The organism is Candidatus Cloacimonadota bacterium (genome assembly GCA_012516855.1).
GTDB lineage: Bacteria > Cloacimonadota > Cloacimonadia > Cloacimonadales > Cloacimonadaceae > Syntrophosphaera.
In genome coordinates this window covers 1-25651 of the sequence record JAAYWB010000015.1, presented here as the reverse complement: position 1 = coordinate 25651, position 25651 = coordinate 1, and the positions used below count along the sequence as shown (strand labels likewise).

The 25651-nt window shown below is 54.6% G+C and carries 19 protein-coding genes and 1 tRNA gene; 7 read left to right on the top strand and 13 right to left on the bottom strand.

The window, feature by feature from the left end; genetic code table 11:
- Nucleotides 1–649 precede the first annotated feature (649 nt).
- Entirely contained in the window at nucleotides 650–3496 is a 2847-nt protein-coding gene (locus GX466_01180; GenBank protein ID NLH92826.1) for a S8 family serine peptidase, read from the top strand.
- A gap of 162 nt (nucleotides 3497–3658) precedes the next feature.
- On the opposite strand, the gene GX466_01175 is transcribed toward GX466_01180, so the two are convergent.
- The 13 genes from GX466_01175 to GX466_01115 form a co-directional block, all read right to left on the bottom strand.
- On the bottom strand, nucleotides 3659–4942 hold the full coding sequence (locus GX466_01175) for an Ig-like domain-containing protein (GenBank protein NLH92825.1): 1284 nt from the start codon (nucleotides 4940–4942) through the stop codon (nucleotides 3659–3661).
- On the bottom strand, nucleotides 4926–5552 hold the full coding sequence (locus tag GX466_01170) for a riboflavin synthase (protein NLH92824.1): 627 nt from the start codon (nucleotides 5550–5552) through the stop codon (nucleotides 4926–4928). The genes GX466_01175 and GX466_01170 overlap by 17 nt, the downstream gene beginning before the upstream one ends.
- Before the next feature lie 4 nt (nucleotides 5553–5556).
- Nucleotides 5557–6153 carry a recombination protein RecR gene (gene recR, locus GX466_01165; protein NLH92823.1) on the bottom strand — a complete coding sequence of 199 codons (597 nt, stop codon included), beginning with the start codon at nucleotides 6151–6153 and terminating at the stop codon, nucleotides 5557–5559.
- Nucleotides 6154–6465: a YbaB/EbfC family nucleoid-associated protein gene (locus tag GX466_01160; GenBank protein ID NLH92822.1), complete on the bottom strand. Its 312-nt coding sequence runs from the start codon at nucleotides 6463–6465 to the stop codon at nucleotides 6154–6156. It abuts the gene before it with no gap.
- A 113-nt stretch (nucleotides 6466–6578) separates the two neighbouring features.
- Complete coding sequence (locus GX466_01155; GenBank protein NLH92821.1) at nucleotides 6579–9308, bottom strand: hypothetical protein; 2730 nt, start codon at nucleotides 9306–9308, stop codon at nucleotides 6579–6581.
- Nucleotides 9298–10560 (bottom strand): hypothetical protein, encoded by a 1263-nt coding sequence (locus GX466_01150; GenBank protein ID NLH92820.1) that lies wholly within the window; start codon nucleotides 10558–10560, stop codon nucleotides 9298–9300. Before GX466_01150 ends, GX466_01155 begins: the two co-directional genes overlap by 11 nt.
- Nucleotides 10561–10564: 4 nt before the next feature.
- The gene (locus GX466_01145) at nucleotides 10565–11167 is read right to left on the bottom strand and encodes a hypothetical protein (protein ID NLH92819.1); all 603 of its coding nucleotides are present in this window, start codon (nucleotides 11165–11167) and stop codon (nucleotides 10565–10567) included.
- A complete protein-coding gene (locus GX466_01140) occupies nucleotides 11160–13367 on the bottom strand; it encodes a peptidoglycan DD-metalloendopeptidase family protein (protein NLH92818.1) in 2208 nt (735 codons plus the stop codon). Before GX466_01140 ends, GX466_01145 begins: the two co-directional genes overlap by 8 nt.
- Nucleotides 13364–14713, bottom strand: coding sequence for a diaminopimelate decarboxylase (locus GX466_01135; GenBank protein ID NLH92817.1), 1350 nt, complete (start codon nucleotides 14711–14713; stop codon nucleotides 13364–13366). The genes GX466_01140 and GX466_01135 overlap by 4 nt, the downstream gene beginning before the upstream one ends.
- Nucleotides 14710–15789 carry an ATP-grasp domain-containing protein gene (locus GX466_01130; GenBank protein ID NLH92816.1) on the bottom strand — a complete coding sequence of 360 codons (1080 nt, stop codon included), beginning with the start codon at nucleotides 15787–15789 and terminating at the stop codon, nucleotides 14710–14712. The genes GX466_01135 and GX466_01130 overlap by 4 nt, the downstream gene beginning before the upstream one ends.
- The gene (locus GX466_01125; protein ID NLH92815.1) at nucleotides 15789–16037 is read right to left on the bottom strand and encodes a PqqD family protein; all 249 of its coding nucleotides are present in this window, start codon (nucleotides 16035–16037) and stop codon (nucleotides 15789–15791) included. Before GX466_01125 ends, GX466_01130 begins: the two co-directional genes overlap by 1 nt.
- A 96-nt stretch (nucleotides 16038–16133) precedes the next feature.
- The gene (gene hydE / locus GX466_01120; protein ID NLH92814.1) at nucleotides 16134–17189 is read right to left on the bottom strand and encodes a [FeFe] hydrogenase H-cluster radical SAM maturase HydE; all 1056 of its coding nucleotides are present in this window, start codon (nucleotides 17187–17189) and stop codon (nucleotides 16134–16136) included.
- A gap of 364 nt (nucleotides 17190–17553) precedes the next feature.
- A complete protein-coding gene (locus GX466_01115) occupies nucleotides 17554–17841 on the bottom strand; it encodes an HU family DNA-binding protein (protein NLH92813.1) in 288 nt (95 codons plus the stop codon).
- A gap of 296 nt (nucleotides 17842–18137) precedes the next feature.
- Between GX466_01115 and GX466_01110 the strand changes: the two genes are divergently transcribed.
- The 6 genes from GX466_01110 to GX466_01085 all read left to right on the top strand — a co-directional run bounded on the left by GX466_01110 (nucleotide 18138) and on the right by GX466_01085 (nucleotide 25296).
- Nucleotides 18138–19319, top strand: coding sequence for a tetratricopeptide repeat protein (locus GX466_01110; GenBank protein NLH92812.1), 1182 nt, complete (start codon nucleotides 18138–18140; stop codon nucleotides 19317–19319).
- A 66-nt stretch (nucleotides 19320–19385) separates the two neighbouring features.
- On the top strand, nucleotides 19386–19835 hold the full coding sequence (umuD, locus tag GX466_01105; GenBank protein ID NLH92811.1) for a translesion error-prone DNA polymerase V autoproteolytic subunit: 450 nt from the start codon (nucleotides 19386–19388) through the stop codon (nucleotides 19833–19835).
- Nucleotides 19836–19838: 3 nt separating this feature from the next.
- Nucleotides 19839–23090, top strand: a complete 3252-nt coding sequence (locus tag GX466_01100; protein ID NLH92810.1) for a hypothetical protein — start codon at nucleotides 19839–19841, stop codon at nucleotides 23088–23090.
- Between the two features lie 15 nt (nucleotides 23091–23105).
- Nucleotides 23106–23888, top strand: a complete 783-nt coding sequence (locus tag GX466_01095) for a TSUP family transporter (protein NLH92809.1) — start codon at nucleotides 23106–23108, stop codon at nucleotides 23886–23888.
- Nucleotides 23889–23967: 79 nt separating this feature from the next.
- Nucleotides 23968–24055: transfer RNA gene (locus tag GX466_01090), tRNA-Leu, on the top strand.
- Between the two features lie 248 nt (nucleotides 24056–24303).
- Nucleotides 24304–25296, top strand: coding sequence for a hypothetical protein (locus tag GX466_01085; GenBank protein ID NLH92808.1), 993 nt, complete (start codon nucleotides 24304–24306; stop codon nucleotides 25294–25296).
- Nucleotides 25297–25651 lie beyond the last annotated feature (355 nt).

The window sequence follows — 25651 nt, the reverse complement described above, 5'->3', positions numbered from 1 at the left end:
ACCGTATAGGGCCAAATTGTCAAGGTAAAAGTTGTAAAAGCCGAGGGTTAGGAATTATGGCAATTTAAACAGGCTCTCCTTCAAACCGGATTGGTATAGCCCCAAGGAAGCCTGGCGTACAGCGAACTCAATGAGCATGGACGACAGGAAAAACTGCGGAAATGAACGGCTGGATGTATTTTGGGAATCGCTCATTGCTGGCGTCGATGCTTGTTCCTCGCTCGACGCCAGCTTGTGTCAGGAGAGCAGCGATGCCGACTGGCCGTTAAGGCCCTGTCCTGCGTTTCGGATATGCCTCCCGCATTATGCCCGCATTTGATGCGAGTATTTGACGGGAGGCGGGGGAGAGGGATGGAAACGGGCGCTAAGGGTGAAACAGACGGGATACTGAGGCGGGTAAGCAGTTATGGCTCTCTTTCTAATCAAGGGGGCTCGATTAACCGGATTACCCACTCGGTTTGAAATAGAGCCTTCGTTTTTTGTGAGCCTTCCGAAGGGTTATCCGCCATAACAAATCTCCTTATGAAGCCGATCTGACCGAGTCATGGCCTAAGAAAATCAAGCTGATCCGTAAAAAGCGAAACATTTTCCTTGACAGATATCAAACACGACGATTTACTACCCTCAGGATTATTCAAGGAGAACCGCCATGCGTAAGATACTTTTTCTTTTCTCGGTTTTTTTCAGCATGTGCTTGGTTCTGTCGGCTTCAGCAAAATTGCATGAAGTGGGTGATCGACCTGCTTATGCCTCGGACCGCATTATAATCAAACTCACTTCGGAAGCAAAGGGCAGAGCGGACTTGCCTCAAGACCTCCAAACAGAAAAAACCACTTTTGGCATTGCCAGCCTGGATGAAAAAATGGCCCGCAACAGCGGCAGCAGACTTAAACGCGCCCACCGCCGGGTGAATGACATCGTCTGGGAACAAAACACAGGTTTCGACCGCTGGTTCATTATCATGCTGGACGGCAGCACGGATGTGCATACGGCTCTGTCTGACTTCCTCACCGACCCCGAGGTCGAGGACGCCGGTCTGGAATACTTTGCCTATACCCAGGCCGTGCCCAACGATTCCCTTTATACCACCAATTGGGGTCACAACAACACCGGCCAAGGCCCCGGGGGCGGCGGTAGCGGCTGGGATAGCGACGCGCAATTGGCCTGGGACCAAGCTCAGGGTTATGGCTCATCTTCAATAATAATTGCTATCATCGATACCGGTGTTGACACCGCTCACCCGGATCTGCGCTTGGTGACTGGCTACGATTACGGTGACAATGATCCCAATCCCATGGATGATTCTAGTAAGCCAGGGCACGGGACCGCCTGTGCGGGTGTAGCCGCAGCCAAAGCAAACAACGGAATAGGCGTCGCGGGCATCGCCGGCGGCTGTAGCGTAATGCCGCTGAAGGTAGCAAATTCCAATGGTGATTTGGGCTTCACTGCCATCACCAATGCCATCACCCATGCCGCTGATAACGGTGCGCGTGTCATCAGCTTGAGCTTGGGAGCGGAAGGTGGTACTGGAGAGGGCGATATCCCCTCAACAGATAATGCGTTGGAATATGCCTACTCCAAAGGTGTGGTGATTTTTGCCGCCACGGCCAACAGTAACGCCCCAGCGATTGCCTACCCCTCAAACCACAATAAAGTTATCAGTGTGGGTGCTTCAAGTCCCACGGGGCAGAGAAAGAGTCCAAGCTCTTCAGACGGAGAATACTGGTGGGGTTCAAACTATGGTATCGATATCCCGGATCATCAGGGATCAGTGGACATCATGGCTCCCACGATTCTGCCGACAACGGATATAACCGGTACAGATAACGGCTATGATCCTGACAGCGATTACTATATGTGGTTCAACGGCACTTCCTGCGCCACTCCCTATGCCGCTGGTGTGGCGGCTTTGATCCTATCTTTGAAACCCACCCTAACCCCGGCGCAAGTCTGGAATATCATGAAAAACTCCGCCACTGACATGACAATTGACGGTGGAGCAGGTTGGGACCGCTATACCGGATACGGAATGGTCAATGCTCACCGAGCGCTACTGCAGCCGGCTGCCATCACTTGGGCTCCCACCTCATTCAACCAGGAATTGACTCCGGATGCCACAGCTTCACAAAACCTGACCATCGGCAACACCGGTGAGATAGTGCTCAACTATACTCTTTCAAAACAGGTTGACTCAAATCCGGTTTTAACCGAGGATTTTGAAAATGGTGGTTCAATACCAACAGGTTGGACCCAGGAGTATGACTCATACAATCTGAACTGGGCTTTTACGTCCGGTGGTATTAATAACACAAATCCAGCCTCGGCCCATAGCGGAGACTATAATGCCAGGCTTTACTACAATAACAGCACAACACCCAGGACCACAAAACTTGTCACCCCCTCCATGGATTTATCAGCTCATGCCAATCCTGTGTTAAGTTTCTGGCACACCCAAGCGAGCTGGTTTGGAGATCAGGATCAGTTAAAAGTGTATTATAAAACTTCTTCAGGTGGACCCTGGACGCAAATCGCTCATTACACTGAAAGCATTACCACTTGGACCCAAAGGACTATCAACCTGCCAAATCCCAGCGCAACATACTACGTCGCCTTTGAAGGCATCACAGATTACGGATACGGTGTCTGCATTGATGATGTTTCAATCGGCAGCAACAGTTACACCCCTTCCTGGCTCACTCTTAATGGCGGCGACACGGTCAGCGGATCGGTTAACGGTGTGACTAAAGATACGGATGTGATAGCGGTCGGGTTCAATTCAACCGGGCTGGCCGCTGGAACTTACACTACGTCCCTGTCTCTCACCAGCAACAGTAGCAGCAATCCTTCCATATCCATACCTGTCACTTTGCAGGTAGAGGCATCCCTTCCTGTTCAGCTCTCCTCCTTCACCGCTGCCATCTCGGCGGAAAACTATGTGAATCTAACCTGGGTGACCCAGACGGAAACAGGCGTGCAGGGCTTTTACGTTCTGCGTGGAGGCAATGATGAACTGGCCACCGCCACGACTGTAAGTGAACTTATCCAGGCCACCAACACTTCACAGCAGCAGACCTATTTCTTTACCGACGACGAACTATGCGAGGATGGAACTTACTGGTACTGGCTGCAAAACTCCGATCTGGACGGAACAGTGGACTACCACGGCCCCATTTCAATTGCCTTCACGACCGTGGGTGGCGGGATTCCCTCCATTCCTTTGGTCACGGCGCTCAATCCGGCCTACCCCAACCCCTTTAACCCCAGCACCACGCTGTCATACAGCCTGGCGGAACCTTCGCAGGTGGAGATCGACATCTACAACCAGCGCGGCCAGATCGTGCGTTCTTATTCCAAGGAACACAGTGCCCCCGGCCATTACAGCTTCAGCTTTGACGGCCGCGACCATAGCGGAGTGCCGCTCTCCAGCGGGGTTTATCTCTACCGCATGAGAGCAGGAACTTTCTCCCAATTCCGTAAAATGGTGCTCTGCAAATAGGGCAAGTCTTCTCATAAAACACTCCTGAAGCCCGGGACCCATGTTCCGGGTTTTTTATTTTTGGGCTGTCAAAGCAGGAGGCAAGCGTAGCGAGGATTGTCCCTTGACGGTTTTCCGCTCAACGGATAATCAATTTCAAGCTTCCGTGTTATGAATGAGCAGCTACCGGTTTCTCAGCAGGGGCAGGAAATTCAGCTTGTATTCCCCGGCGAGTTTGTTTCCGCTGATATCCGCGGCGGTGACTGTAAGCACGTAGGAGCGGTAGTTTTGCAGGGGGCGTGTGGGTTTGAAGGTGTAGGTGTCTGTATTGGTGCCGCCAAGGGTAAAATCGATTTCAGCGTTGGATTCCGCGGCTTTCAGCGTGGCTTTTAGCGCCGAGGCGGGGATGGTTTCGGAAAAACAAATTACCAGCGTGGGCTCGAGGGTATTCACAGAAGTGCCGCTGCGGGGCGAGCTGGACAAAACTGTGGGCGCGGTGGTATCCACGATTCTGGAGGAGCGGAAATCGGCCCTGTCCACCGGAGTGACGTTGCCCCGGGCGTCACTAGCGCCGCGGACCTCCACACGGTATTCCTGAGCTTCCTGGACCTCGGTGAGCAGGGTGAGTTTGTCCCCGGCAAGGCTGGTGATCAAGATGGGAAGATCGCCACCGGTATCCAGGCGCTGAAGATTAACAGAGTCGTAGCCGGCTAAGGGTTCGGAGAAAAGTATTTCTACCTCGCGCTGATGCCTGGCCTGGGCAAGTTTCATCACAGGTCGAGTGCTGTCTGAATAGGCCAGAGCGATATCCAGGTTTTGGGAATGCCGCAGGTTCACACTGGCGGAGAAAAAGGGCTCTCTATCCGGGTCGTGGCGGTTGTTGCGGTCTTTGTCTATGTAAGCGCGCAACAGATAGGGCGCGGGATTGAGGGTTTCCAGGGAGTAGGAGGCACCCCGCGAAACGGTGCTGATCACGTTCAGCGAATCGGCGGAAAGCAGCCTTAGCTGCACCGGCAGGGACGCGTCCTTTTCCTTTTCAAAACTGACTGTGCCGGAAAGCTGGAGTTGGTTGAGCCGCCCGCTGGCAAAAACGAGGGTCTGGTTTTCCGCCAGCGCGTTTCCGCGGACGTCTTTCAGCCTGCTGCTCACGGTCACATAGTAGTTCGTGTCCGGCAAAAGCCCTTCGTTGAAGCGGATGAGCAGGGTGCTTTTGTCCACGCTGATTTTCTTGTTCCTCACCGGGGGATAGATGTAAACCGCCTGGGTGACAGAGCTTTTATCCAGGGGCTTGGAAAAGTTGATTTCGATCCTGCCGTTGGCGATCTGGCCAAACTGCGCGGGCAGGGAACTGATGATGGCAGGACGGTCCAGGTCTTCGGGACCGCCGGTGGGGCTTTTTTTGCTGCCGCAGGAAGCCAGGATCAGCAATAGCGCCAGCAGCAGGGCGAGCTCAAAAACCTTTTTCATGGAGGCTCTCCAGGCTTAGTGAGCTGCTTTGGTGCAACGCGCGGATGTATTTGCCTAAGACGTCGTATTCAAGGTTGACGGCGGCTCCGGGCACCAGCTGGCTGAGGTTAGTATGCTTAAGGGTGTGGGAAATCAGGGCCACACAGAATGAGGAGGGGCCAAGTTCCGAAACGGTGAGGCTGACGCCATTGACGGCGATGGAGCCTTGCAGGACAAGCAGTTCGCGATCGCGGGAATCTAGAGAAAAACGCAGCCTGGTGGTGTCGGCTTTGGTGCTGGTTTCCAGAAGCTTGGTGACGCGATCGATATGGCCCTGAACCCAGTGCCCGTCCAGGCGTTCGCCGAGTTTTAGCGCAGGCTCCAGATTGAGCAAGGTGTTGGTGTTCCAAGCCCCTGCGGTGCTTTTGGCTAGGGTTTCTGCCATCACCTCCACCTCGAAGCTGGCTTGGTTGAAGCCGGTCACGGTGAGGCAGATGCCGTCGCAGGCGATGCTAGCTCCCTCCCGGAGTTCCGAAAACACGGCGGGACGCTGGATGGAAACCTTCCTAACTCCGCCGTAGGGAACCACGCGGAGGATTTTGGCAGTGGCCTGGATGATGCCTGTGAACATGATCTCAGACAGGGTAACGCCGCTTCCAGGCGTTGGCGAGGGTGAGCTGGCTGCTGTATTCTAGGTCGCCGCCGAAGGGGATGCCGGTGGAGAGGCGGGTAACCTGAACGCCTTCGTCTTTCAGCAATTCGGAGAGGTAATGGATGGTGGCCTCACCTTCCGGAGATGGTTTGAGGGCCAAAACCAGTTCCTCGGGGCGCAAAGCCTTGATCCTGGCCAGCAGATGGCCGGAGCGAATCTGCTCGGGGCCGAATCCTTCGATGGGGGAGAGCAAATGCCCCAGCACGAAATAGCGGCCTGTGTAAAAGTTCATGTTTTCGATGATTTGGATGTCGGCCGTGCTTTCCACTACGCAAAGGAGGGCGTCGGAACGTTCAGCGGAAGCGCAGAAAGGGCAGGGATCGCTTTCGGAGAGCATATTGCAGAGGCCGCAACTGGTGAAGGTTTCCACCGTTTTGGTGATGGTTTCCGCCAGTTCCAGGGCGAAATCCTTGTTTTGGCTCACCAGAAACCAAGCCAGGCGCTGCGACGTTTTGCGGCCGATGCCGGGAAAGCGGTTCAGGGTCTGGATGAGGCGTTCCAGAGCGGGGGAAACGAGCATTTACATCAGCCCGGGAATTCTCATTCCGCCGGCTACTTTACCCATGATCTCTTCTGCGGCCGCGGACACCTGTCCGTGAGCTTCCTTAAGCGCTGCCAGGATGAGGTCCTGCAGCATTTCCACATCGTCCGAGCTTACCGCTTCGGGATCGATGGTGAGGGATTTAACCTCGAATTTGCCGGTCATTTCCAGCTTGACCACACCGCCGCCGCTGCTGATCTCGAAGACCCTGGATTCCAGCTCCTGCTGGGATTTCAGCATCTCCTGCTGCATCTTCTGGGCTTGTTTCATCAGTTGATTCATGTTTTGCATATCTGATCCTTTGTCATTAGTCCTTTATTAAGGCCAAAAAGACTACGAAAATCACGATTCCCCGCGGGCTGAATTTAGTCAAGCGTTTAGTGGCTGATCCTGCCGAAGCTATCTCAGTTTGTGGTATAGAACCAGCCGGGGCCATCCACCAAAGCAACGGCGCAGTTTCCGATCATGATATACTCACCGAGGCCATTTTCGCCAAAATTGTCCACCAGGCTGAATTCCGTCAAGGTTCCGTCCACGCTCCGGAAGAAGAGGCTGTGGCTTTGGCTGGGAACGTAATCCGGGATGGGAATGTAGATGTAGGGCAGGCTGGGGGCTCCAGGCAGGGAGTAAAAGCCTGGATCATACTGCGTTCCGGCAGCGGTGCGGAAATCCAGGAAATAGGCGCTGAGGTGGGGAACAGAATAATCCACCGCCTCGCGGAGAATGATCCGTGAATTAAGGGGAACAGCTGATCCAATCAGGCTTGCGGGCAGATTCAACTGAGCCTGGTAGAGGGAAACGATGTGGTCTGCCGCGCTGGAATTGACCTGCGTGGAAACGCTCAGATGTGGATTTACATCTATCATGGGAGCGTAAACCGCGTCGCTGGAAAGATAGAAGCCCACGTGGCCATCGGCGAAGGTGAAGTGCCAGGGATCAGAGCTTGCTGATTGCGAATAGGGATAAATCCTGTAAAATTCGACTTCGTAGATGGAGAAAAGCAGGTTCTGCGCCCGGGAGTTTTGCCGGAAGCGGAGCCAGGGCAACTGCGTTGAATAAAAATCGCTGGAGCCGCTCACGGAAAGTGACCAGGCCGGTGTCAACGGGCTGAGGTCATATTGGCCAGCCAGCACGCCATGTGTGTCGGGAACACCGTTCAGACGGGAGATTCGTAGAACCGGAGTGCCGGAGGGAGTGCTGTTGGCGTCAGCGAAATATTCCCATTCGTAATTGTCGAAGGTCATGCGCGGATAGAGACGCAGGCTGCTGGCGGAGCCGGGATCAAGTGAACCGCCGTTGAAGAGGTAGCCAGACCAGGCTGGTGAAACGCGCAAAGCACCATCCTGATACATAAAGGTGTTGTGTGCAAACTCGGCCGCGGCCTTGTACCAGACGAAGCGTGGATGGTCGACGTCCGGGCTGAAATTGATCAGGTTTTCCAGCGGATTGGCATACTTGTAAACTAGGAAGGTGTTGGCGGGCAGGCTGGCTGAGCGTTTTTTGCCCCGGGTGTAAGCTGTGATCCGCAGCAGGGCGTTCTGTGCGGAAAAAACGTAGGGCTGTCCGCTCAGCCAGGGATGCGAAGGCATCGCCACACCGTATTCTAGGAGCAGCGAACCCCAAGCTGTGCCGGGATCGTTCCAGGAAACATAGCCACGGCTGGTTTGTATCGAGGTTTCCGGTTTGAGGAAGGGAAAGCTTTGCTGCTGGCTGGATTCACCCACCTGGCCCAGCAAATAGGTGCCGGAGGAATTAACGCCGCTGTAAACGAAACCGCTGCTGAGGCTGTAGTGGTGAGCATCATAGGTATCACCGCGGGTTTTAAAGTCGATGTGGTCGCTGCCGGAAGAGCGGAAAACCCGGAAGAGTCTGGCGTTGGCGGTGTCTGCAAGTTGGTTGCGGAAGCCAAATTCTATCCAGTTGTTACCTGGCAGGGTTTCCACGATGTTGTTTCCGCTGCGGAAATCCAGTTGGAGAGCCTGGCGTTCGCTACCCAGCGTAAAGGGCGCGCCGCTGAAATAGGCAGAGACCACTGAAGCCTGATTGGGTCGGGTATTCAGGCGCAGGGAATGATTTGGCAGGGCTGTGTCGCGCAGGTCCAGCCACAGGTCCTGCAGGTAAAGCTGGTCGAAACCGCCGTCCAGAGGGAGTTCAAGCACCTCCTGTTCACCCAGCGGCGAGAGCAGGAAATACTTGCCACTGCCCTTTAAAAAGCTGATCAGAACGTTGTTTCGCACTACCCAGGTTTCCGGACCCTGAGTCCAGCCGAACACCCGCCCGCCCTGGAGCCGAACCCATTCCTGCACGAATTTGCGAGCTGGAGGCTGCGTCCAATGCAGGATGGGGGGAGAGGAGGCATCAGGTGCAGATTTGGTCCTCACATCCAGTACTTTGGTGTTCAGCGCGAAACCGGGATAAACAGCCTGGACGGCGCTCACATCAACGTCACCAAGCTGGGGCAAGATCTCCAGCCGGGTCTGTCCAGCCGAAGTCAGGTAGGCTTGGGGAAACCAGATCTGCAGCTTCTCTGTATCGGAATAGTAAAGTGCTTCCATATCGGTGTTGGCGGCTGGAAAGTTGAACACGCCAGCGTTTCCGGGATTCTGCACCTCCATGTCGCCGTTGCCGTCGATTTCGAAGAAAACGCGGTTTTTGCCATAAGTCTCAAGTGGGAATTTATCCGCGTAGAGCATGTACTGGCTGCGCACCACCCAGGCATCCGAAGTGTTTTTTGAGCCTTTGAGGTCAGTGTAGAAGGTAGCGAAGGCGGGGATGGAATCCAGAATGATCTCGGTGCCGTTGCGCTCGATGCTAATCCTGTAGCAGTTGGTGATGGCTTCCACACCTTCTGCGAAAGCCAGGCTATCCCGTTCCAGAAGGCTGTCCACCCGGCGCAGGCGGACCACGTCATTGTACCAGAGTTTATTATCGTGGATGCTTTCCTTGGGGATGTAGAGATAGGACTTGTCGTTCTCGGAGCCGATCAGATGGTCCTTGTAAACCTTAATCGTGTTTGAGGTTACGTACTGGAGAGGGTCCAGATGTTCTGGCAGGAGGGTGTTCTCGCGCAGGTTGCAAGAGGCCGCGAACAGCGCAAAAAGCAGGAGCAGGGCTACCCAGAGCTTACGGCGCATAGCTGAGGACGCCTTGGAGGAGATGGTTGCTGGTGTCATCGATCAGTCCTAACTGGCTGAAAAGTGAGAGGCCAAACCCTTTGCCCAGGGGAATGCTGAGGCCCAGGCCAAGATTGGTGGTATTGGGATACATGGTGTCGAGGGTTACCCCGTAAGGATTGGTCCACCAGGCCATGTCCCCATGGCTGGCGCTGAAACTCAGGCGTAGGAAGCGGTAGAGGCGCAAGTCCGCGATTCCGCTGAAAACCCGGGCGGTTTGGTCTGTGCCCACGGAAAGATAGTCCCGATAGAGCCCCGAATACATGAGCAGAAGGTTGAGCCGGTCAGTCGAGATTTTGAAGCCAAGATCGGCTTGGGCGGCTGAAAAAACCGGAGCATAGGTGTAATGAAACAACAGGAGCGGACTGAAACGAAGGCTGAAAATGTAGGCTTTGCCAGCGATGGATGCGCTTCCCTGCCAGGCTGGGTAGCTGCCGGCATCGGCTCCGCTGAATGCTTTGGCTCCAAGTTTGAGGTCCAGGGGGGTAAATTGTTTGCCCAGATCGAGAGAATAGGCGGTTCGGAAGTGCTGTCTGGCGAGCCGGTATTCCTCGAAACCCAGAGCCGCGGAGTAAGTTCTCAGGCGCAGGGAAGCTCCGACTAGCCAGTAAGTGTCACCATTTTGTTTGTAACCGAATCCGGCTGAAACAGCGGGGCGGGGTTTTTCCAGCCAGGGTGCCGCGCTTAAGGGCATTGTGCTGTTTTTAATGATGCTTTGCGCGTTGGCTAAGTCGCCAGAATTGAGATAACTCCAGGCCAGGCCGTCAGCAGCAATGGTGTGGCTTTCGCTGTTTGGCGCGGTCAACTTTTGCGCGGTAAGGTAGCTGGCTCTGGCTTGCAGCGGCTCGTAGGTTTGCAGCAAGGCCAGGCCCCGGTGATTGAAGATATCCGGATTTTCCGGGAAAGCGTGGATCAGGGTTTTTGACCTGCTTACCGATTTAGAATAGCGGTTAAGCGAATTCAGCGCCCAAAGGCTTCCGGAAGCCGCGTCAGCGCTGGCTGGGTCGAATAGGAATGCTTCCTGATAACGGGCCAGGGCGCTGTCTGGCTGTGCGTTTTGCATGAAATACCAGGCCAGCGCCAGCCGCTCGGAATTGTTTTCGGGAAACACGCTCAGATACTGCCGCGTCTTGCGGATAAGGTTTGGATAATCCTGGGTTTGCGCGACGGCGGCAACCACCGCCAGAAGCAGCAGCAAGAGCGCTTTCTTCATCTGCTCAGGGCTCGAAAATCCTCTCGTAGTTTGGCAGAAGCGACGCCTGAGGATAATACTTCTTCAGGAATAGATAATGCTCGCGGGCAGCGTCTTCCTGTTCGCTGAGGTAGAGGTTGTTCATCAAGTATTCCCTGTTTTCCATATCCCAAGGATAGAGCACAGCGATGCGGCCGAAGAATTCAGCCGCGGTGCGGTAATCCTTTAGCATGTAAGCCGCGTAAGCACCTTTTCCCAGCAAAACGGTGTTTTCCGGATGCAGAACGATTTGAGCGCGGCTGTGTTGAAGGGCTTCGGTGTAGCGGCCCAAGGCCAGCAGGGAATTCAGCCGGCCTAGTTGGGCGTCTAGGCTGTCCTGCAGGCGGATGGATGCTTGATAGGCGCTGGCGGCATCACCGTAGTTTCCCTGCAGATATAGCAGCCAGGCAACGCGCACCTGATAGAAAGCGTCGTTTGGGGCCGTAGCCAGCAGTTCGCGCGCGATGGCCAGGGCACCGTTATAATCGCCGCGCGCCTCGGCCTGGTAAGAATCCGTGATGCTCCGCAAGGCTGTAAGTGGCAAGGCCGCAACCAGCAGGGCAAGGATGATGAGGATGGTTTTAAGCAAGGTCGTTTTCCTCCTGGGTTTTGATTTTGGTGGCGGTCAACAGGGTTTTGCCGTTATGCGCCAGTTCGATTGATTTGAGGCCGTCCCGGCGGGAGAGGATGATCCGCGATTGGTGGCTTCGGACCGTGATCCCCAGTACTTTCAGGGTGGTTTCGCTGGTCTGGACAAGGTCTTTGTCCGCTGGTGCCAGTTTGGAAACCGTTCGCGCTCGGATCGGTTGGAAAAAGGGTATCAGAAAGAGGGTGAGGTTTTTCCAGAAGGAATTCATCACTACGGAGAGGCTGGGTTCGTCCTCCCAGGCCAGTTCTGCGTTTTCCGCCCAGGGAATGCGTGAAGCCCCAAGGGCAAAGGCACTTAGCGCGCAGAGGCGGCGGCTGGAAAGGTTGAGGGAATTGTAGATGCCATTGTAGATGGAAAACTCCAGGCTGCAGCCGCTGTCGGAATTAAGACGGTGGATACCCAGCAGGTCGAGCTCAACCTCCCAGTTTTCGGTGTGTTCCGTTCCGCCGTTTTGCACCAGGAAGCTCTGTTTTTGATGGTATCCGAGCTGGAGAAGGTTCGCCAGTTCCTTTTCCGGGATCAGGGGGGAAATCCTCTCCCTTTCTTTGGGGATGCCGCTGCCTATGAATCTTTGGGTACCGTCCGCTCCGTGGACCTTGTAGTTTAGAAGATGGCAGTAAATGCTTTTGGTGCCGGCTTCAGCGCCGGATTGGGCCTGAAAATGCAGATGGGGCACAGGTGAGCGGCCGGAATTTCCCACCTGGCCAATCTTTTCGCCTTGCTTCACGTAGTCGCCTTCGCTGAACTTGATCGAGCCTTCTTTCAGATGGGCGTAAAGCGTATAGTAACCAGCCATGTGGTAGATGCTTACGTAGTTTCCCCAGTTGTCCTGGGTGTTGGTGATGCCGATTGGGTTGTCCGCGATGCCGTTCACAACCTTGGCCACATAGCCAGCCGCGGCAGCATGGACTGGTTTTCCGAAGGCGTAATGGTCTTTGAGGCTGGTGGGATCTTCTGAATATATTTTTCCGTTCACATCCTCGATCTCAAAGTCCCAGGCGTTAGCCCATTCCTTTTGGTGGGTGTGAGCGCCGTTGTGGCCTTGGGTTATTGTCCATTCACCTGTCACAGGCAAGAGAAGCTGCGGGATGCCGGTGCTGGAAAAGCGCTTGTAGCGGCTCATATAGGCGTCCAGTGCCTTTTCCGGATGCAGGATACCCACCTCGTTGAGCACGGGGGAACGGTGTGCCAACCTCTGCCGCAGAGCGAAGATGGTGGTGAGCACCACGAGGTTGAAGGGAAAGGCGAACATCGGCACCATCAGATAGGCTCCGCGCCCGGGCATATAGTCGGCGTAGAAATACTTCCCGGACAGCGCGAAAGCGATCCCGAACCCGAAAATGGTGGCCAGCGCCGCCATCAGATAGGAGGATTTTCCCGGGATAAGATAGACAGAGCCCACGCTGATGCTGATCAGGATGAGGTTGAAGCCGGGAAAGAACATCCCGTAAGTGGTGCCGATAGTGGCGAAACCCAGCAACCACCAGCAGATAGCCCAGCCCAGAAGCGAAAGCAGAAAGCCGATCCTGGTGATCATCAGCAGGATCAGCGCAACGCCGATCCCCACGGCGATATCCGGCACGAACATGATGCTGCCCATCGAGAGGAAGTAATTCTTCCAAAACCACGGCAGATCAAGCTTCAGGTTGAAGAGCAACGGCTTTAGGAAGCCTTCGCCGTTGAAATTGCCGCTGCGCACCAGATAGTACCAGATCAGGGTGCCCATGATGGAAAAAGCAAGGCTCATTGAGGGCAGCTTAAACGCGTTCATGGTTGCGTAATTAAGCACCACATAGAGCAGTAGTGTGGCCAGCGAAGCGATCACGATCAGGCAGACGAAGGGCAGAGGCTGCTCCCGAACCCCGCTCAACGGATAATAGTAGCCGATGGTTAGTGAGATCAGCAGGCTGTTGAAGGCCAGAACCCCACTGCCGCTGTGCCAGTCCTCAAAACCCGTCAGCCGCGTTGCCGCCAGCGCCACCAGTAGCCCCAGCAAACCGGCCATACCCACGATCGGTGACGCCAGGGTAAGGGCCAGCAACGCCAGCCCCAGCCACAGATTGTCCGAAAACATGACTGTGGCATAGCTGTGTGGTATCGCTTTCAGAAAGGGCAGGGCAGCCGCGGCGATCTTGCTCATATCTGTTTCAGGTGTTCGGGGATATATTCACGCTCGATGATGTCGCTTAGTTCCTCTTTGTCGCGGATTAGCTCCGGTTTGCCCGTTTCGCTGATCAGCACAATTTTGGGCCGGTATTCGATGAACTGCATCCACTGGGTGTTGTTATAAGCGCCAACGGGATGCACCAGCACCTGCTCTCCGGTATAGAGGTCAGGGAAAGGCACGGCCTGGCGGATCATGTCTATGTTCATGCACAGCGGGCCGTAGAAAATGGTGTTCTGATACGTTCCTGGGAAGGGACGGGTGGGCAGAACCTTCAGTTTATACCACCAGGCGGTGATCACGGTGTTTACGCCAGCGTCTAGGATGATGGCGCGTTCTCCTGTGGGCAGGTTCTTTTTGCCGATCACGGAGCTGATCAGATAGCCCGCTTCGTCGATTAGGGCGCGTCCGGTCTCCAGAACCAGGGTGGGCAGGTTTTCGCTCACAAAGCGCGATTCGTTGAAGGCGGCTCCGATAGCGGAAGCGTAATGGTCGAAAGTGGGGGAGGAAAGCTCTCCCGGTGTGTACTGCTCGTGAAGAGTGTTTTGCGAGGCAAAGCCGCCGCCGAGGTCGATGTATTTCACCACCACACCCAGTTCATCCTGCACCTTCTGTGCCAGGTTCAGCAATGCTTTGGCCGCCAGGTAATAGGCGTTCGCGTCCAGCATGAAGGTGCCGATGTGAGTGTGCAGGCCTACGATGTTCATCATCTTGCCGCTCAGCAGGCGCTGGATAGCCCGGAAGGCTTCTCCGTTTTCGTAGTTGAAACCAAAACGCGTCCAGAGCGGGTAAACGCCCGTGTCCATATTCACCCTGATGGCCACGTCAGGAATGGTATCCAGTTCCGTGGCGGTCTTTTCGATCAGGTAGAGTTCGTCCAAATGGTCGATCTGGATGCGCGCGCCTTCACGGATGGCAAGCTCCAGATCTTCTTTCCTCTTGCCGGGGCCGTTAAAAATGATATCCTTGCCAGGCACGCCCAAACGCCTTGCCATCTTGTATTCCATGCCGGAAACAACCTCGGCTTTGGCACCTTCCTGGTGGTAGATGCTGCAAACCGCGCCCAGGTAGTTGGTTTTATAGGACCACGCCATCTCCAGCCTGGGATAGTGCATCTTCATCACTTCGGTGAGGTGTTGATAGCGGCGGCGAATCTGGCTTTCGGAGAGAACCAGCAGCGGCGAGCCGTAACTCTCCACCAGTTTCTTCACCGGTATGCCGTCAATGCTGTCCTGATGCCGCACCACGCTCTTGGTGCCGTATTTGTTCATGGTCCCGGAATAGTTGCGCTCGATGTGGGGAGCAGTGTATGTTTTTTTCATTGTTCTTTACCTCGGATTAGTTCGCTTTGGGCGGAAATCTGGCCCATCACCCCGATCTCGGAGATGATGTCTTCCGCGTGACGGATGAAAAGGGTTCCCGGCCGGTAGGGAGGAAGCGGCTCACAGTCTTGCCCCAGGGCCTTCATAACGGTCACCGCGGGCAGGTTTTGCCCGGCTCCTTCAGCCAGGCGCACCCAGGCTGGAAAGCGCGGATTTATCTCGATCAGATAGTATTTGTTGTCGTTTCCCTTGATAACTTCCAGTTCGCAAGAGCCCCGCCAGTTCAGCAGGGAGATCACTTTCTCCGCAAAGGCGTCCAGGCCGGGGTTTTGGATCACCACGCCGCCGAAGCCTTTGCCTTTGTCCGTGATCACCAGCTTTTTCTGAGGAACCATTCCCAGCATGCCGCCTTCGCCGTCACCAACGATCACCACGTTGAACTCGTCACCCGGAACCACTTTCTGCAGCAGTAGCGGCAGTCCCCAGCTTTCGGCGATTTCGTGGAAGCGCTGCAGCGCCTCGTCGAGGTCCCAGACCTTGTATGCTTCATAATACTTGCCCTTCACCATCAGCGGATAGCCCAGTTTTTCGCAGTGTTTGGCAATTTGGCCAGGGTCGCTCACCATCACGGTTTCAGGCACTTCGATGCCCCGGGGCGGGAAGAAGTTGGCCAGGGAAGTCTTGTCTCGAAGTAAGAAGCAGCGTTCATCGGGCAGAAAAGTGTGGATGCCGCGTTTGGCAAGCTCTTTTTCCAGCCGGATGTAGAGGATCATTTCCGCGTCCAGGGTAGGTATGATCACGTCGATTCGGGTTCGGGACAGGATTTGGTCGATGCGGCCCAGAAAGGCGTCAGCGCCGGATGAGGGATAGGGCATCTGATAGATCTCATCCGCCAGCTCAGGCAGATAGATTCCGGATTCCAGAGCGTCATAAACCAGACCGATCATCTTGCCCCGGAAGCCGGCGTTTTTGATGCTGCGGATCACCGGTACCCCAGGCTGGGGATTGTCGCCGGTTTTCAGGCCGCTCACGGCGATGCTGAGGTCCAGAGCGCTCAAATCTGGATTGCGCGCCATCAGAGCTCCACCAGGTTGAAGGCTTCCAGCATCAGGGTGTAGTGGTCGAAATCGCTGTCAAAATTGTCAGCGCTCACCTCATAATCCTGCAGGATGGCGGTTCTGATCTCGTCTTTGGTTTGGCCGGCTGCCAGCATTTTCAGGATGGCCAGGCCTGTTTCGTTGGCTGTATAGCTATAGCCGCTACTGGGATCGAAGACGAAGCCGTTATCGTTCAGCGCCAGCTGTTTGAGGTTTTCCACGTTCATAATGAACTCCTCTGTTCAGATTTTTGAATATTTTTCGACCGGGAATAAGGTTGATACCCGGCAATGGTATTATTACTGCGAAGTTTGCTTTTGCAATCAAGAATCGTTCCAATTTCTGGACTTAAAATGTCGCGAATCGCCCCATTCTGCATAGCCGATGCTTTCGCCGATGGAGAGGATGCTCTTTTCCAGCGCGCTGCGCGAACTCTGGGCATTTTCATCCAAACCGGGTTTTCCCTCATAGAGTTGATAACCATCCCGGAAACTTGTGTCCGTGATATTGGGCATGATGATGTTCGCGCCGGCCAGCAGGCCAAGTTCCCTGCCGCTGGACATCAGGGCCTGCAGCGCTGTTGTGGAGGCGATGTTGACGTCCCTAAGGGCAATTCTGGTGGCGGCGATCATCTTCAAGCCCGCCTCCAGTGCTTTTTCGGGGTCGTAAGAAGGGATCAGGTGCGCCAAAGGCGTCTCGTGATGCGGGATGAAGGGTCCCATGCCGATCATGTCGATATCCTCATCATAAAAGAAAAGGATGTCATCAGCCAGGTGTTCCGCCGTCTGGCCCGGCAGCCCGATCATCACTCCCGTGCCGGTTTGGTAACCCACTTTCATCAGGCTCCGCAGGCATTCCAGGCGTTTTTGAAAGGAATGTCCGGCAGGATGCAGTGCCTTGTATAATTCGGGGTTGGATTCCTCTATCCTCAAAAGGTATCTATGGGCACCCGCCTCAAACCACTGGCGGTAAACTTCCTCCGTTTGCTCACCCAGGGAAAGTGTGATACCTAGTTCGCCCTGGCTGAGTTTTTTGATGTCCGCCACCAGATCGGTGATAAAGTCCGTCCAGGCCTTGTCTTCGCGCTCACCGGCCTGTATCACCAGCGAGCCGTAGCGCTGTTCCCAGCACCAGCGTGCCTCGGCAAGGACTTCCTCCCGGCTGATCTGGTAGCGCTTCACGTTGGGGTTGCCGCTGCGGATGCCACAGTAAATGCAGTTTTTAGTGCAGATGTTGCTTAATTCAATCAGTCCCCGGAAATAGACTTTGGTGCCCACATATTCTCTTTTCACCTCGTAGGCGCGTTTATACAGCGCTTCCAGCTCCGCCGGATCGGACAGAGTGAGCATATTTATCAGTTCATCACGATTGGGTCGCATAGGGTAAATCCTTTTCCATTCAATCGGGGCAGCCATCCGGGGCTTGGATTGGTTTTTGCCGCCAAATATAACAATATAAGCGATAAGAGTGGGAAAACCAATCCGGCTCCATTACATCAGGCTCATATTCAGTAGATTGATGCGATGCTGTCTGGCCGTTAAGGCCCTTTCCTGTTTCCCGTAAACGCCTCCCGCATAATGCCCGAATTCGGTGCGAGTATAGTACGGGAGGCGTGGGAGGGCGATGGACTCGACCGCTCAGGGCGTGGCAGACAGGGCATAGGCCAGGAGCGGGAAGGCAATTCTGCTGGGACGAAAAAAGGCGGAAATTGATTTCCGCCTTTTTTAGGATGTCAATTCTGGTTTATTTCTTTTTCCCACCCTTGACAGCTTCTTTGAGCCTCTTGCCTGCTTTAAAGACAGGAACTTTACGGGCTGGGATCTTGAGGGGTTTCTTGGTCTTGGGGTTGACGCCATTGCGGGCTTTGCGATGGGCAACACTGAAGGAACCAAAGCCTACAAGGGAGACTTTCTCCTCTTTCTTGAGAGCTTGAGTAACACCCTCTAACATTGCGTTGAGTGCGATGCCGGCTGTTTTCTGCGAAATTCCGGCGGTCCCTGCGATCTTTTTGATTAAATCATCTCTGCTCATGTTACCTCCTTGGGTTTGTATTTAAAGAGTAAGAGATAATACAAAGCGATTAAAAACTGGGTCTGGAAAATCTGTCAACAAAAAAATGCTGTTTTTTCAGCACTTTAAGGGATTGGGGTAACGCAAATACGTTATCGCGATTTACCAACTTATTGTCATTCAACGAGAAGCGTTTTTTCCACAAGGGATAAAAAATTCTGAAAATAATGCCCTACTTCCTGCCTATTAGCTTTTTACATTGACAAAAAACGCCACTCCTCTCACTGTCGTTTAAACAGTAATTCACTGGAGGAATAATGAAAAGGTATTCATACCTGCTTGCGATTCTGCTAACAGCTCTTCTGGTGCTGTCAGCTTGCAGCGGAAACAAAAAGATCCAAGAACCGGTGGGGCCGCCGCCCACACCGCTGGAACTGGCCAAAGCCGCGGCGGATACTGCCGCCATCTGTTTGGAAGAGGAGAATTTCGCCCTGGCGCTGGATTATTTCAACCAGTCCAAGGAATTTTACCTGCTTGCCCAGCCAGAAGCCACGCCTGTGGATTCGGTGGACGTGAACATTGAACGGATCCAGTCCAATATCGCCTTCACCTATCAGAATCTGGCCCATGAAAGCGACCAGCTCCACCAATATGATGACGCCATCATGGAGTTTGAAAGCGCTGCCAATATCTACAAAAGCCTGGTTCCGCTAACCATGACCGCCGCCGAGCGTGACGTCATGGTGGCAGGCCTCTACCGCAACATGGCCGTCACCGCCCAGAAAGCCGGGCAATACGAACGCGCCCTGGGTTATTATGACAACGTGCTCCAAATCGAGCCCGGCAACGAAGACGTGCTGATGTCCAAGTACAGCATCCTTAAAAACGACATTGGCGACCCGGTTCGCGCCTATCAGGTTCTGAAAGATTACGCCGAGGCCTCCAATGACGTGAACGCCTATCTGGTGCTGGCCTCCGCCTACCGCGACGAGGGTGACAACAACACCGCGGCCATCTATTACGACAAGGCGATGGAAATCGGCCAAAACACGATGGTGTATTCCACCGTGGCAGATTTCTACCGCGGGATCAAGAACTACAAGAAATCCAACGAGGTGCTGCTCAAGCTGATCGAAGCCACCACAGACAACGCTTCCAACGCCCTTGCCTACCGCATCATGGCTGACAACTATGACAAGCTGAACAATACCGCCAAGAAGATCGAATACTATGACAAATCCCTGAACCTGGAACCCAACGCCGATGTGGCTCTGGCCCTCGCCAATCACTGGAACAAGCAGAAGAACTGGGCGAAGGTGATAACCTATGCCACCAAAGTGATAAACATCGATTCTTCCAGGGCCGCGGCCTATCTCCTGCGTGGCAACGCCTACTTCATGCAAAAGAAAAACGACGCCGCCAAAGCTGACCTGCAAAGGATCCAAAACGATCCGAACTATGGCTCCAGCGCGTCCGCCATTCTCAAGAAGATCAAATAAGCAATCCATATTCGGCAGTCAACCGTGCGCGATCACGGTTGACTGTTGTTTTCTGAGGTCTCCGCGATGCCTAAAAAGATCAAGTCAGACGGATCGGTGAAAGCGCTCTACGGGGTCAGCACCGAAACCAAGATCAAAAGGCCTTTGATCGGCAACAAGTTCCCGGCCGGATTTCCTTCTCCCGCTGCCGATTACCTTGAAGGCTTGCTAGACCTCAACGAATACCTGATCAAGAACAAAGCCGCCACCTTCTTCGCCCGGGTGGAAGGCGATTCGATGATTGGCTGCGGCATCTTTCCCGGCGATATCGTGATCGTGGACAGGTCTTTGGAAGCCGGCAACAGCTCGGTGGTGCTGGCCCGCTATGACGGGGAATTCACGATCAAGAAGCTGCGCATCGAAAAGGGCGAACTTTTTCTGGTTTCAGAAAACGAGTCCTATCCGCCCATCAAAATCAACGAGGAACTTGAGTTCGTGATCTGGGGCGTTGTCACAACCGTCATTCACAAAGTGTAGCGTGTGCGACCCTTTATCCTGGCCGCGGTTCTGATCCTGAGCTCGTTTGCGCCGCTGGCTGCGCAGGGCTTGGTGCTGGATATCAGCTTGCCCCTGTTGCCCGACCAGCTTTCCTACCAACTTGCTCAGGGGCCTATCGTTTCTGGGTCAGAATCCGTTTTCGCTGACACCCTGCTCTTGGTTCCGGGCCTCGATTACCGGCTCGACCACCGCGCCGGAGCCCTTATCCTGCAGCGCTTTCCCGAAGCTGAATACCTGCGCGTTAGTTGTCTGCTGGTGCCTCCCGACCTGGCCAGCCCGCGCCAGCTTTACCACGAACTGGACCCATCCGACAGCCTGTTCCAGAGCGTTGCGCCCCGTCCCCGAAGCTGGCTTCCGGACGACGGCAAACTGCTCATCTCCGGCGCCAAGACCTTTGCCATCACCTTTTCGGACGAGGAAGCCTTCGACCTGAAGCAATCGCTGTTCGTGAACCTGAACGGCGAGCTTTCCCGCAATGTGAATATCGCCGCCCAGCTTTCAGACAGCCAGTCCAAACTCACTCCGGAAGGTGATTCCAAGGAACTCAGCAGCCTAGACAAGGTCTTCATCCGGGTGTTCGGCAAACAGTATGAAATTGCTATGGGTGACCTGGACTGGGAATTCACCGATACCCGCTACATCAACTACCGTACCAGCATTGAAGGCCTGAATGCCTGGTACCGGGACCGCCATTTCGCCCAGGCCGGCTTCACCGCCGCCGCGGGGAAACCAGCCAGTCAGGCTATCACTATAATCGATGGCAAACAGGGGCCCTATTACCTCAATCCCACCGGCTGGCAGAGCTCGTATCTGATTACCGCTGGCAGCGAGCAGATCTACCGCAACGGAATTCTGCTTGAACGAGGAACGGACTATTATATCGACTATTCCGAAGGCTCGGTGATGTTTCGCAACCTGGTGGTCTCCAGTGACCAGATCAACGCTTGGTTCCAATACGCGGATGAGTATTACAAGCAATCCACTCTCTTCAATTCCTCCAAAATTCAGGTTCTGCCGGGCCTCACCATTTCGCATCATTTCATCCGCCAGGCCGATGCCAAAGATTCCCCTCTGCTCTATCAGTTCAGCCCGGCTGACCTCGATTCCCTGAGTGCCGCAGGCGACCGCGTGGCTTGGGGAAACGGCATCACGCTTGTGGAGCCCGGCTTGGGAAGCTACATTCTGTGTTACACGGAGGAGGGAATTCCCTACTATGAATACGCCGCTGGGGACACCACCGCCGTTTACAACCTCACTTTCAGCTTCGTGGGCCTGGGCAATGGCGATTACGAGGAATATTCCAGCGGAAAATACCGCTACGTGGGTCCCGGAATGGGCTCCTGGCTGCCTCAGAAACGTTTGGTTCCCGCTGTGCTGCGCAACAACGCGGACCTGGCCCTGAACTATGGCTACAAGGGCCTCGAGCTTGGCGTGGAAGGCATCTATACCACCAATGACAAAAACACCTTTTCCGCCTTGGATGATGAGGACAACCGCAGCGGCTTGTTGACCGCCTGGGGGAGGCTCAGAAGTGGGGAAGATGCCCGCTCAAGCTGGGTAGGTCTTGATTTTGAGCGGCGCTGGGAGAAGAGCTTTCTCTTCAGCCAGCAATCCGGTTATGCTGAAGAATATGACCTCTCGCTGCTGGCACCGGCCGATTCGCTGGCCCAGTGGCGGCTTGACCTCACTTTGGGTTCGGGCGCCTGGGAGGCCTGGAAGCCACAACTGACCTTGCGTTACCGGGATATTCCGGGCCTTTACAGCCAGAAAGCGTTGCGCCTGCTCTCAAAAAGCGCCGGCAAAGGCGTGTTTCCCGCGCTGGACCTTCGTTCTACCCTTTCCTGGCAAGACCTTGTATCGGACGGGGGTTCCAGTCTGATGCAGTATCACGATTTAGCCGGAAGCTGGGATTTCAACTGGTTCAAAGCCAAACTGCTGGCCAACTACAACAGCCTCGAGCACTCCCATATCACAGCTTCCGAAGCAGACAGCCGCTACTACCGTGTGAATCCTCAAATCACCCTTGGCGTCGCCAAAACCAGTCTTTCACAGCTTGGTTTTATCCAGGACAACAACTTCCGCAAAGACACAGATTGGGTCAGCTCCGCCAGCTCGCAAACCTACGCCCTCAAACACAGCACCACTACCCTCAACCACAATCTGAACCTGGAATTCACCCATCGCCAGATCCAAAAGGAAGGTCCCAAAACCAGCTACAACCTCGTTTCCTTCCGCAATTCCCACTACTTCCTGCAACAGGCTGTGATGCTGCTGGGCAATTACCAACTCAACCAAACCGAGTTCTTCCCCCGCATCCGCGAATTGGAATACATCGGCTCCGGACTCGGCCTCTATGACAGCACTGGAGTTTACACCCCGGATGGCGATTGGGACTACGTTTACATCACCAGTGGACGCGGGACACTGAGTTCGGAGGTGAACGGTCAGGTAAGCCTTTACCTCAAGCCCGGCAATCAGTTCCCGAAATGGAACTGGCTGCGTGGCGACCTCATCCTCCAGGGCACCCTGCAGGATTCGCTGATGGCGGATTGGCGTAGCTACCTCATATTCCCGGAAACCGCGTTGAGCGGGCCTTCCACCATTTTCAGCAATCAGCGCCTCTCCCAAACCCTCTGGCTGGACCTGGTTCCCAACCGCGTGATCGGCAGCCTTGGCGCCCAGTTCAATCGCAGCCTCGACAACCGCTACCAGAGCCAGTCCCGAGCTTCCGAAGCACTCTACTCAGCGGAGTTTGACCTGAAAAACTTAGCCGGCAACAACTATAACATCCGCTATCACCATAGCAACGAAACCGACTCCCGCTATCTATCCGACATTACCCAGAACGAGCTCAGAATGCTCGTGCAACGCAACTTTACTTCAAACAACATTGGCACCCTGAACCTCAGCGGCAGGCTGGAAGACGGAATACATCAGCAAAGCGGGGAGGGCTACCGCCTGCGCGGGCTGGGCCTGGAACCCGGCTACCGCGGTGTGTGGGGCAAAAAAGCCCGCGTGAACGGCTCTTTCGGGCTCCGCTACAATTTCCGCGAGGGCAGCGAGTTTCTAGCTTTCCTGCCCGAGAAGCGGGGTGGATTGCTGCTCAACTGGTCTGCCTCCGCGGTTTACCGCCTCAACAGCTTCAGCTCCGCGACCCTGGAATACAGCGGCACAGCCTATCCGGAGCAGGACGTGAAGCATTCTCTCAAACTGGAATTCAAGGCAGAACTCTGAGCCGGGAACCTGTTTGTGACTGAAATAATCGCTCTCACCCCAGTTGATTACATACTCGTATTGCCTTTCATCTTTCTGGCTGGGCTCATCGATTCCATCGCCGGCGGAGGAGGCCTGATCTCGCTTCCGGCCTACGTCGCGGCCGGTTTGCCGATGCACGCGGCCTTAGCCACGAACAAGTTTTCCTCCGCCTGCGGCACCATATTCAGCACAGCGCGCTACCTCCAAGCCAAGATGATCGACCTCCCTGTGGCTCTGGTTAGCGCGGTTCTGGCGCTGTTTGGCTCCTATCTGGGCACCCGCGCGGTGCTTCTGCTTTCCGGCGATTTCCTGCGCTGGCTATTGCTGGTGGTGATTCCCATAATCGCAGTGTTCACCCTCATCCGCAAGAACTTCGGCCACCAGGACAATTCCAGCCAGTTCAAACTCGGCCTTCGGCTGTTCCTGGGCGGACTGGCCGGCCTCCTGATAGGCTTCTGGGACGGTTTTTTTGGACCGGGGACCGGTACCTTCCTTATTCTGGTGTACGCGCTGCTGCTGCGTTACGATTTCGTGGTGGCCAATGGCAATACCAAAGTTGTAAATCTAGCCTCGAACCTTGCAGCGCTTACCGCCTTTCTGATTGCCGGGAAGGTGTATTTCCCCATCGCTGTTCCCGCCGCGGTTTTTGGCATTGCCGGAAACATGATTGGCTCCAAACTGGTGGTCCGCAACGGCAACCGCCTTATCAAACCGATTTTCATCCTTGCTTTGGCTCTGTTGCTGGGCCGCATCGTCTGGGACCTTTTCAGCCGCTGATATCCGGCTTTTAGGCTTCCCGCCAAATAAAACCTTGACAGCAAGCCCCCTTTCCGGGAAATGGCTCCCACAAGCAAGTGCTGAAGTGGTGAAATTGGTATACACGCTAGTTTCAGGGACTAGTGAGCGGTGAGCTCATGGGGGTTCGAGTCCCCCCTTCAGCACCATTTTTTTGCCCTCGTTTTTCTTTCTCCCTTTCTTCGTTCAGGTATTCGGATTTCATAAGGATTCACGGTTCGAACTGATTGTCTTTCTGTAGAGTTAGCGACTCTTTCTGTGCTTTTCTCTGCTGGATCAATACCTAACACTGATTTTTTCTGAGAGGGAATCCCGTTCTGTCGGGTAATAATTATGTGGACATCCTGGGCAGGGTTTGATAAATTGCGAACAAGATATCGAAAAAAGGAAAACGACGATGAAAACAAAGCTGATCTTAGCGATTCTGCTGGCGTTGCTCCTGGCCGGATGCGCCACCCAGAGCGTGAACATGGCCATCATGCGTCCGGCCGAGGTGAACCTTTACGACTACAACACCATCGCCATGGGCGACATCTGGGGCCCGCCCCATCAGTGGTTCCGCGCCCAGGACATCCGCGACGCCTTCACCGCCCGACTCCTGGAAAGCGAGTATTTCGAAACCGTGCTCGACCGCCAGTACCTTCAGTCCATACTTCAGGAACACTATCTCTCCTGGAGCGGCTTCGTGAACGAGGAATCCGCTCCTCAATTGGGTAAATTCATCGGCGCCGCCGCGTTGGTGGTGGGCCGGGTCACCCGCGACGAGTACAAAGAGGACATGAACACGGAAATAATTACCAAAAAGGACAAGAATGATGTGGAGTACGAGGTGTTGAAACACACCCGCACCGGCACTCACTATCTGAGTGTGAACATCCAGATCCTGGACGTGCAGACCTCCGCTGTGCTCGCCAACAAACGCTTCGATACCAGCTTCTCGGATTCCAGGTCCGCCGAAGACCGCAAGCCGCCAAGAATCGACCAAAGCCACCTCTATGGCGTTTGCGTGGATGACCTTTCCCACCAGTTCGTCCGCACCGTCGCGCCCTATTACGTGAACATTTCCGTTACTTACGAGCTTGACAAGAAATACCTGCCTGAGCTGCAAACCGCCCATCAGATGGTGGTTGGGGGCGAAACCGGGCGAGCCCTCGAGATTCTCCGGGCCGCTGCCCTCAAGCCTGATATCCCGGCCAAATCACGTGCCAAAGCCTATTATAACCTCGGCCTCATTCAGACCTACTCCGGAGATTATGAAAACGCCCTCACCAACCTCATCAGGGCGCTGGAACTCGTGCCAGGAAACAGCCGCTACAGCCGAGCCGTCAGAATTTGCCGGGATGAACGCTACCAGGCAGAACAGGTGCGCCAGCAGATGGAGGGGAGCTGATCAGCCTGAGCGCCGGGTGTTTGTTTTCCTCAGGAATCAGTGTCCGAATTTCACTCCCATGCTTACACTGGGCCAAAACAAGCATCTAGTATCGCCTGAAAACAATTCCGAGTGTACCCCAAAATCGATGCCGAAGCCCGGAACCAGCTTTACCTTTCCTATGGGGATTTCGCTGTTTGCGGTGAATCCGAGGTGGAAGAAATCGCCTTGAAGTAATACCAAATCGCTTTCATTAATCTAATTTAAGCCATTTGAAATAGGTCAATTTTGAGACCATGTCTCTGTTGCTATCCAAGTATGAGAAACTATCAATAAGAGCTTTTTGAACATCATCAAGTGACGCGTAGGCAGTATT

Coding starts and splice junctions, on each gene's coding strand:
- recR (NLH92823.1), bottom strand. CDS start 6,153: ATGCTCGTTTCCCCCGCTCTGGAACGCCTCATCCAGACCCTGAACCGC.
- umuD (NLH92811.1), top strand. CDS start 19,386: ATGCCTAAAAAGATCAAGTCAGACGGATCGGTGAAAGCGCTCTACGGG.
- GX466_01170 (NLH92824.1), bottom strand. CDS start 5,552: ATGTTCACAGGCATCATCCAGGCCACTGCCAAAATCCTCCGCGTGGTT.
- GX466_01155 (NLH92821.1), bottom strand. CDS start 9,308: ATGCGCCGTAAGCTCTGGGTAGCCCTGCTCCTGCTTTTTGCGCTGTTC.
- GX466_01140 (NLH92818.1), bottom strand. CDS start 13,367: ATGAGCAAGATCGCCGCGGCTGCCCTGCCCTTTCTGAAAGCGATACCA.
- GX466_01180 (NLH92826.1), top strand. CDS start 650: ATGCGTAAGATACTTTTTCTTTTCTCGGTTTTTTTCAGCATGTGCTTG.
- GX466_01110 (NLH92812.1), top strand. CDS start 18,138: ATGAAAAGGTATTCATACCTGCTTGCGATTCTGCTAACAGCTCTTCTG.
- GX466_01150 (NLH92820.1), bottom strand. CDS start 10,560: ATGAAGAAAGCGCTCTTGCTGCTGCTTCTGGCGGTGGTTGCCGCCGTC.
- GX466_01085 (NLH92808.1), top strand. CDS start 24,304: ATGAAAACAAAGCTGATCTTAGCGATTCTGCTGGCGTTGCTCCTGGCC.
- GX466_01115 (NLH92813.1), bottom strand. CDS start 17,841: ATGAGCAGAGATGATTTAATCAAAAAGATCGCAGGGACCGCCGGAATT.
- hydE (NLH92814.1), bottom strand. CDS start 17,189: ATGCGACCCAATCGTGATGAACTGATAAATATGCTCACTCTGTCCGAT.
- GX466_01175 (NLH92825.1), bottom strand. CDS start 4,942: ATGAAAAAGGTTTTTGAGCTCGCCCTGCTGCTGGCGCTATTGCTGATC.
- GX466_01125 (NLH92815.1), bottom strand. CDS start 16,037: ATGAACGTGGAAAACCTCAAACAGCTGGCGCTGAACGATAACGGCTTC.
- GX466_01160 (NLH92822.1), bottom strand. CDS start 6,465: ATGCAAAACATGAATCAACTGATGAAACAAGCCCAGAAGATGCAGCAG.
- GX466_01130 (NLH92816.1), bottom strand. CDS start 15,789: ATGGCGCGCAATCCAGATTTGAGCGCTCTGGACCTCAGCATCGCCGTG.
- GX466_01135 (NLH92817.1), bottom strand. CDS start 14,713: ATGAAAAAAACATACACTGCTCCCCACATCGAGCGCAACTATTCCGGG.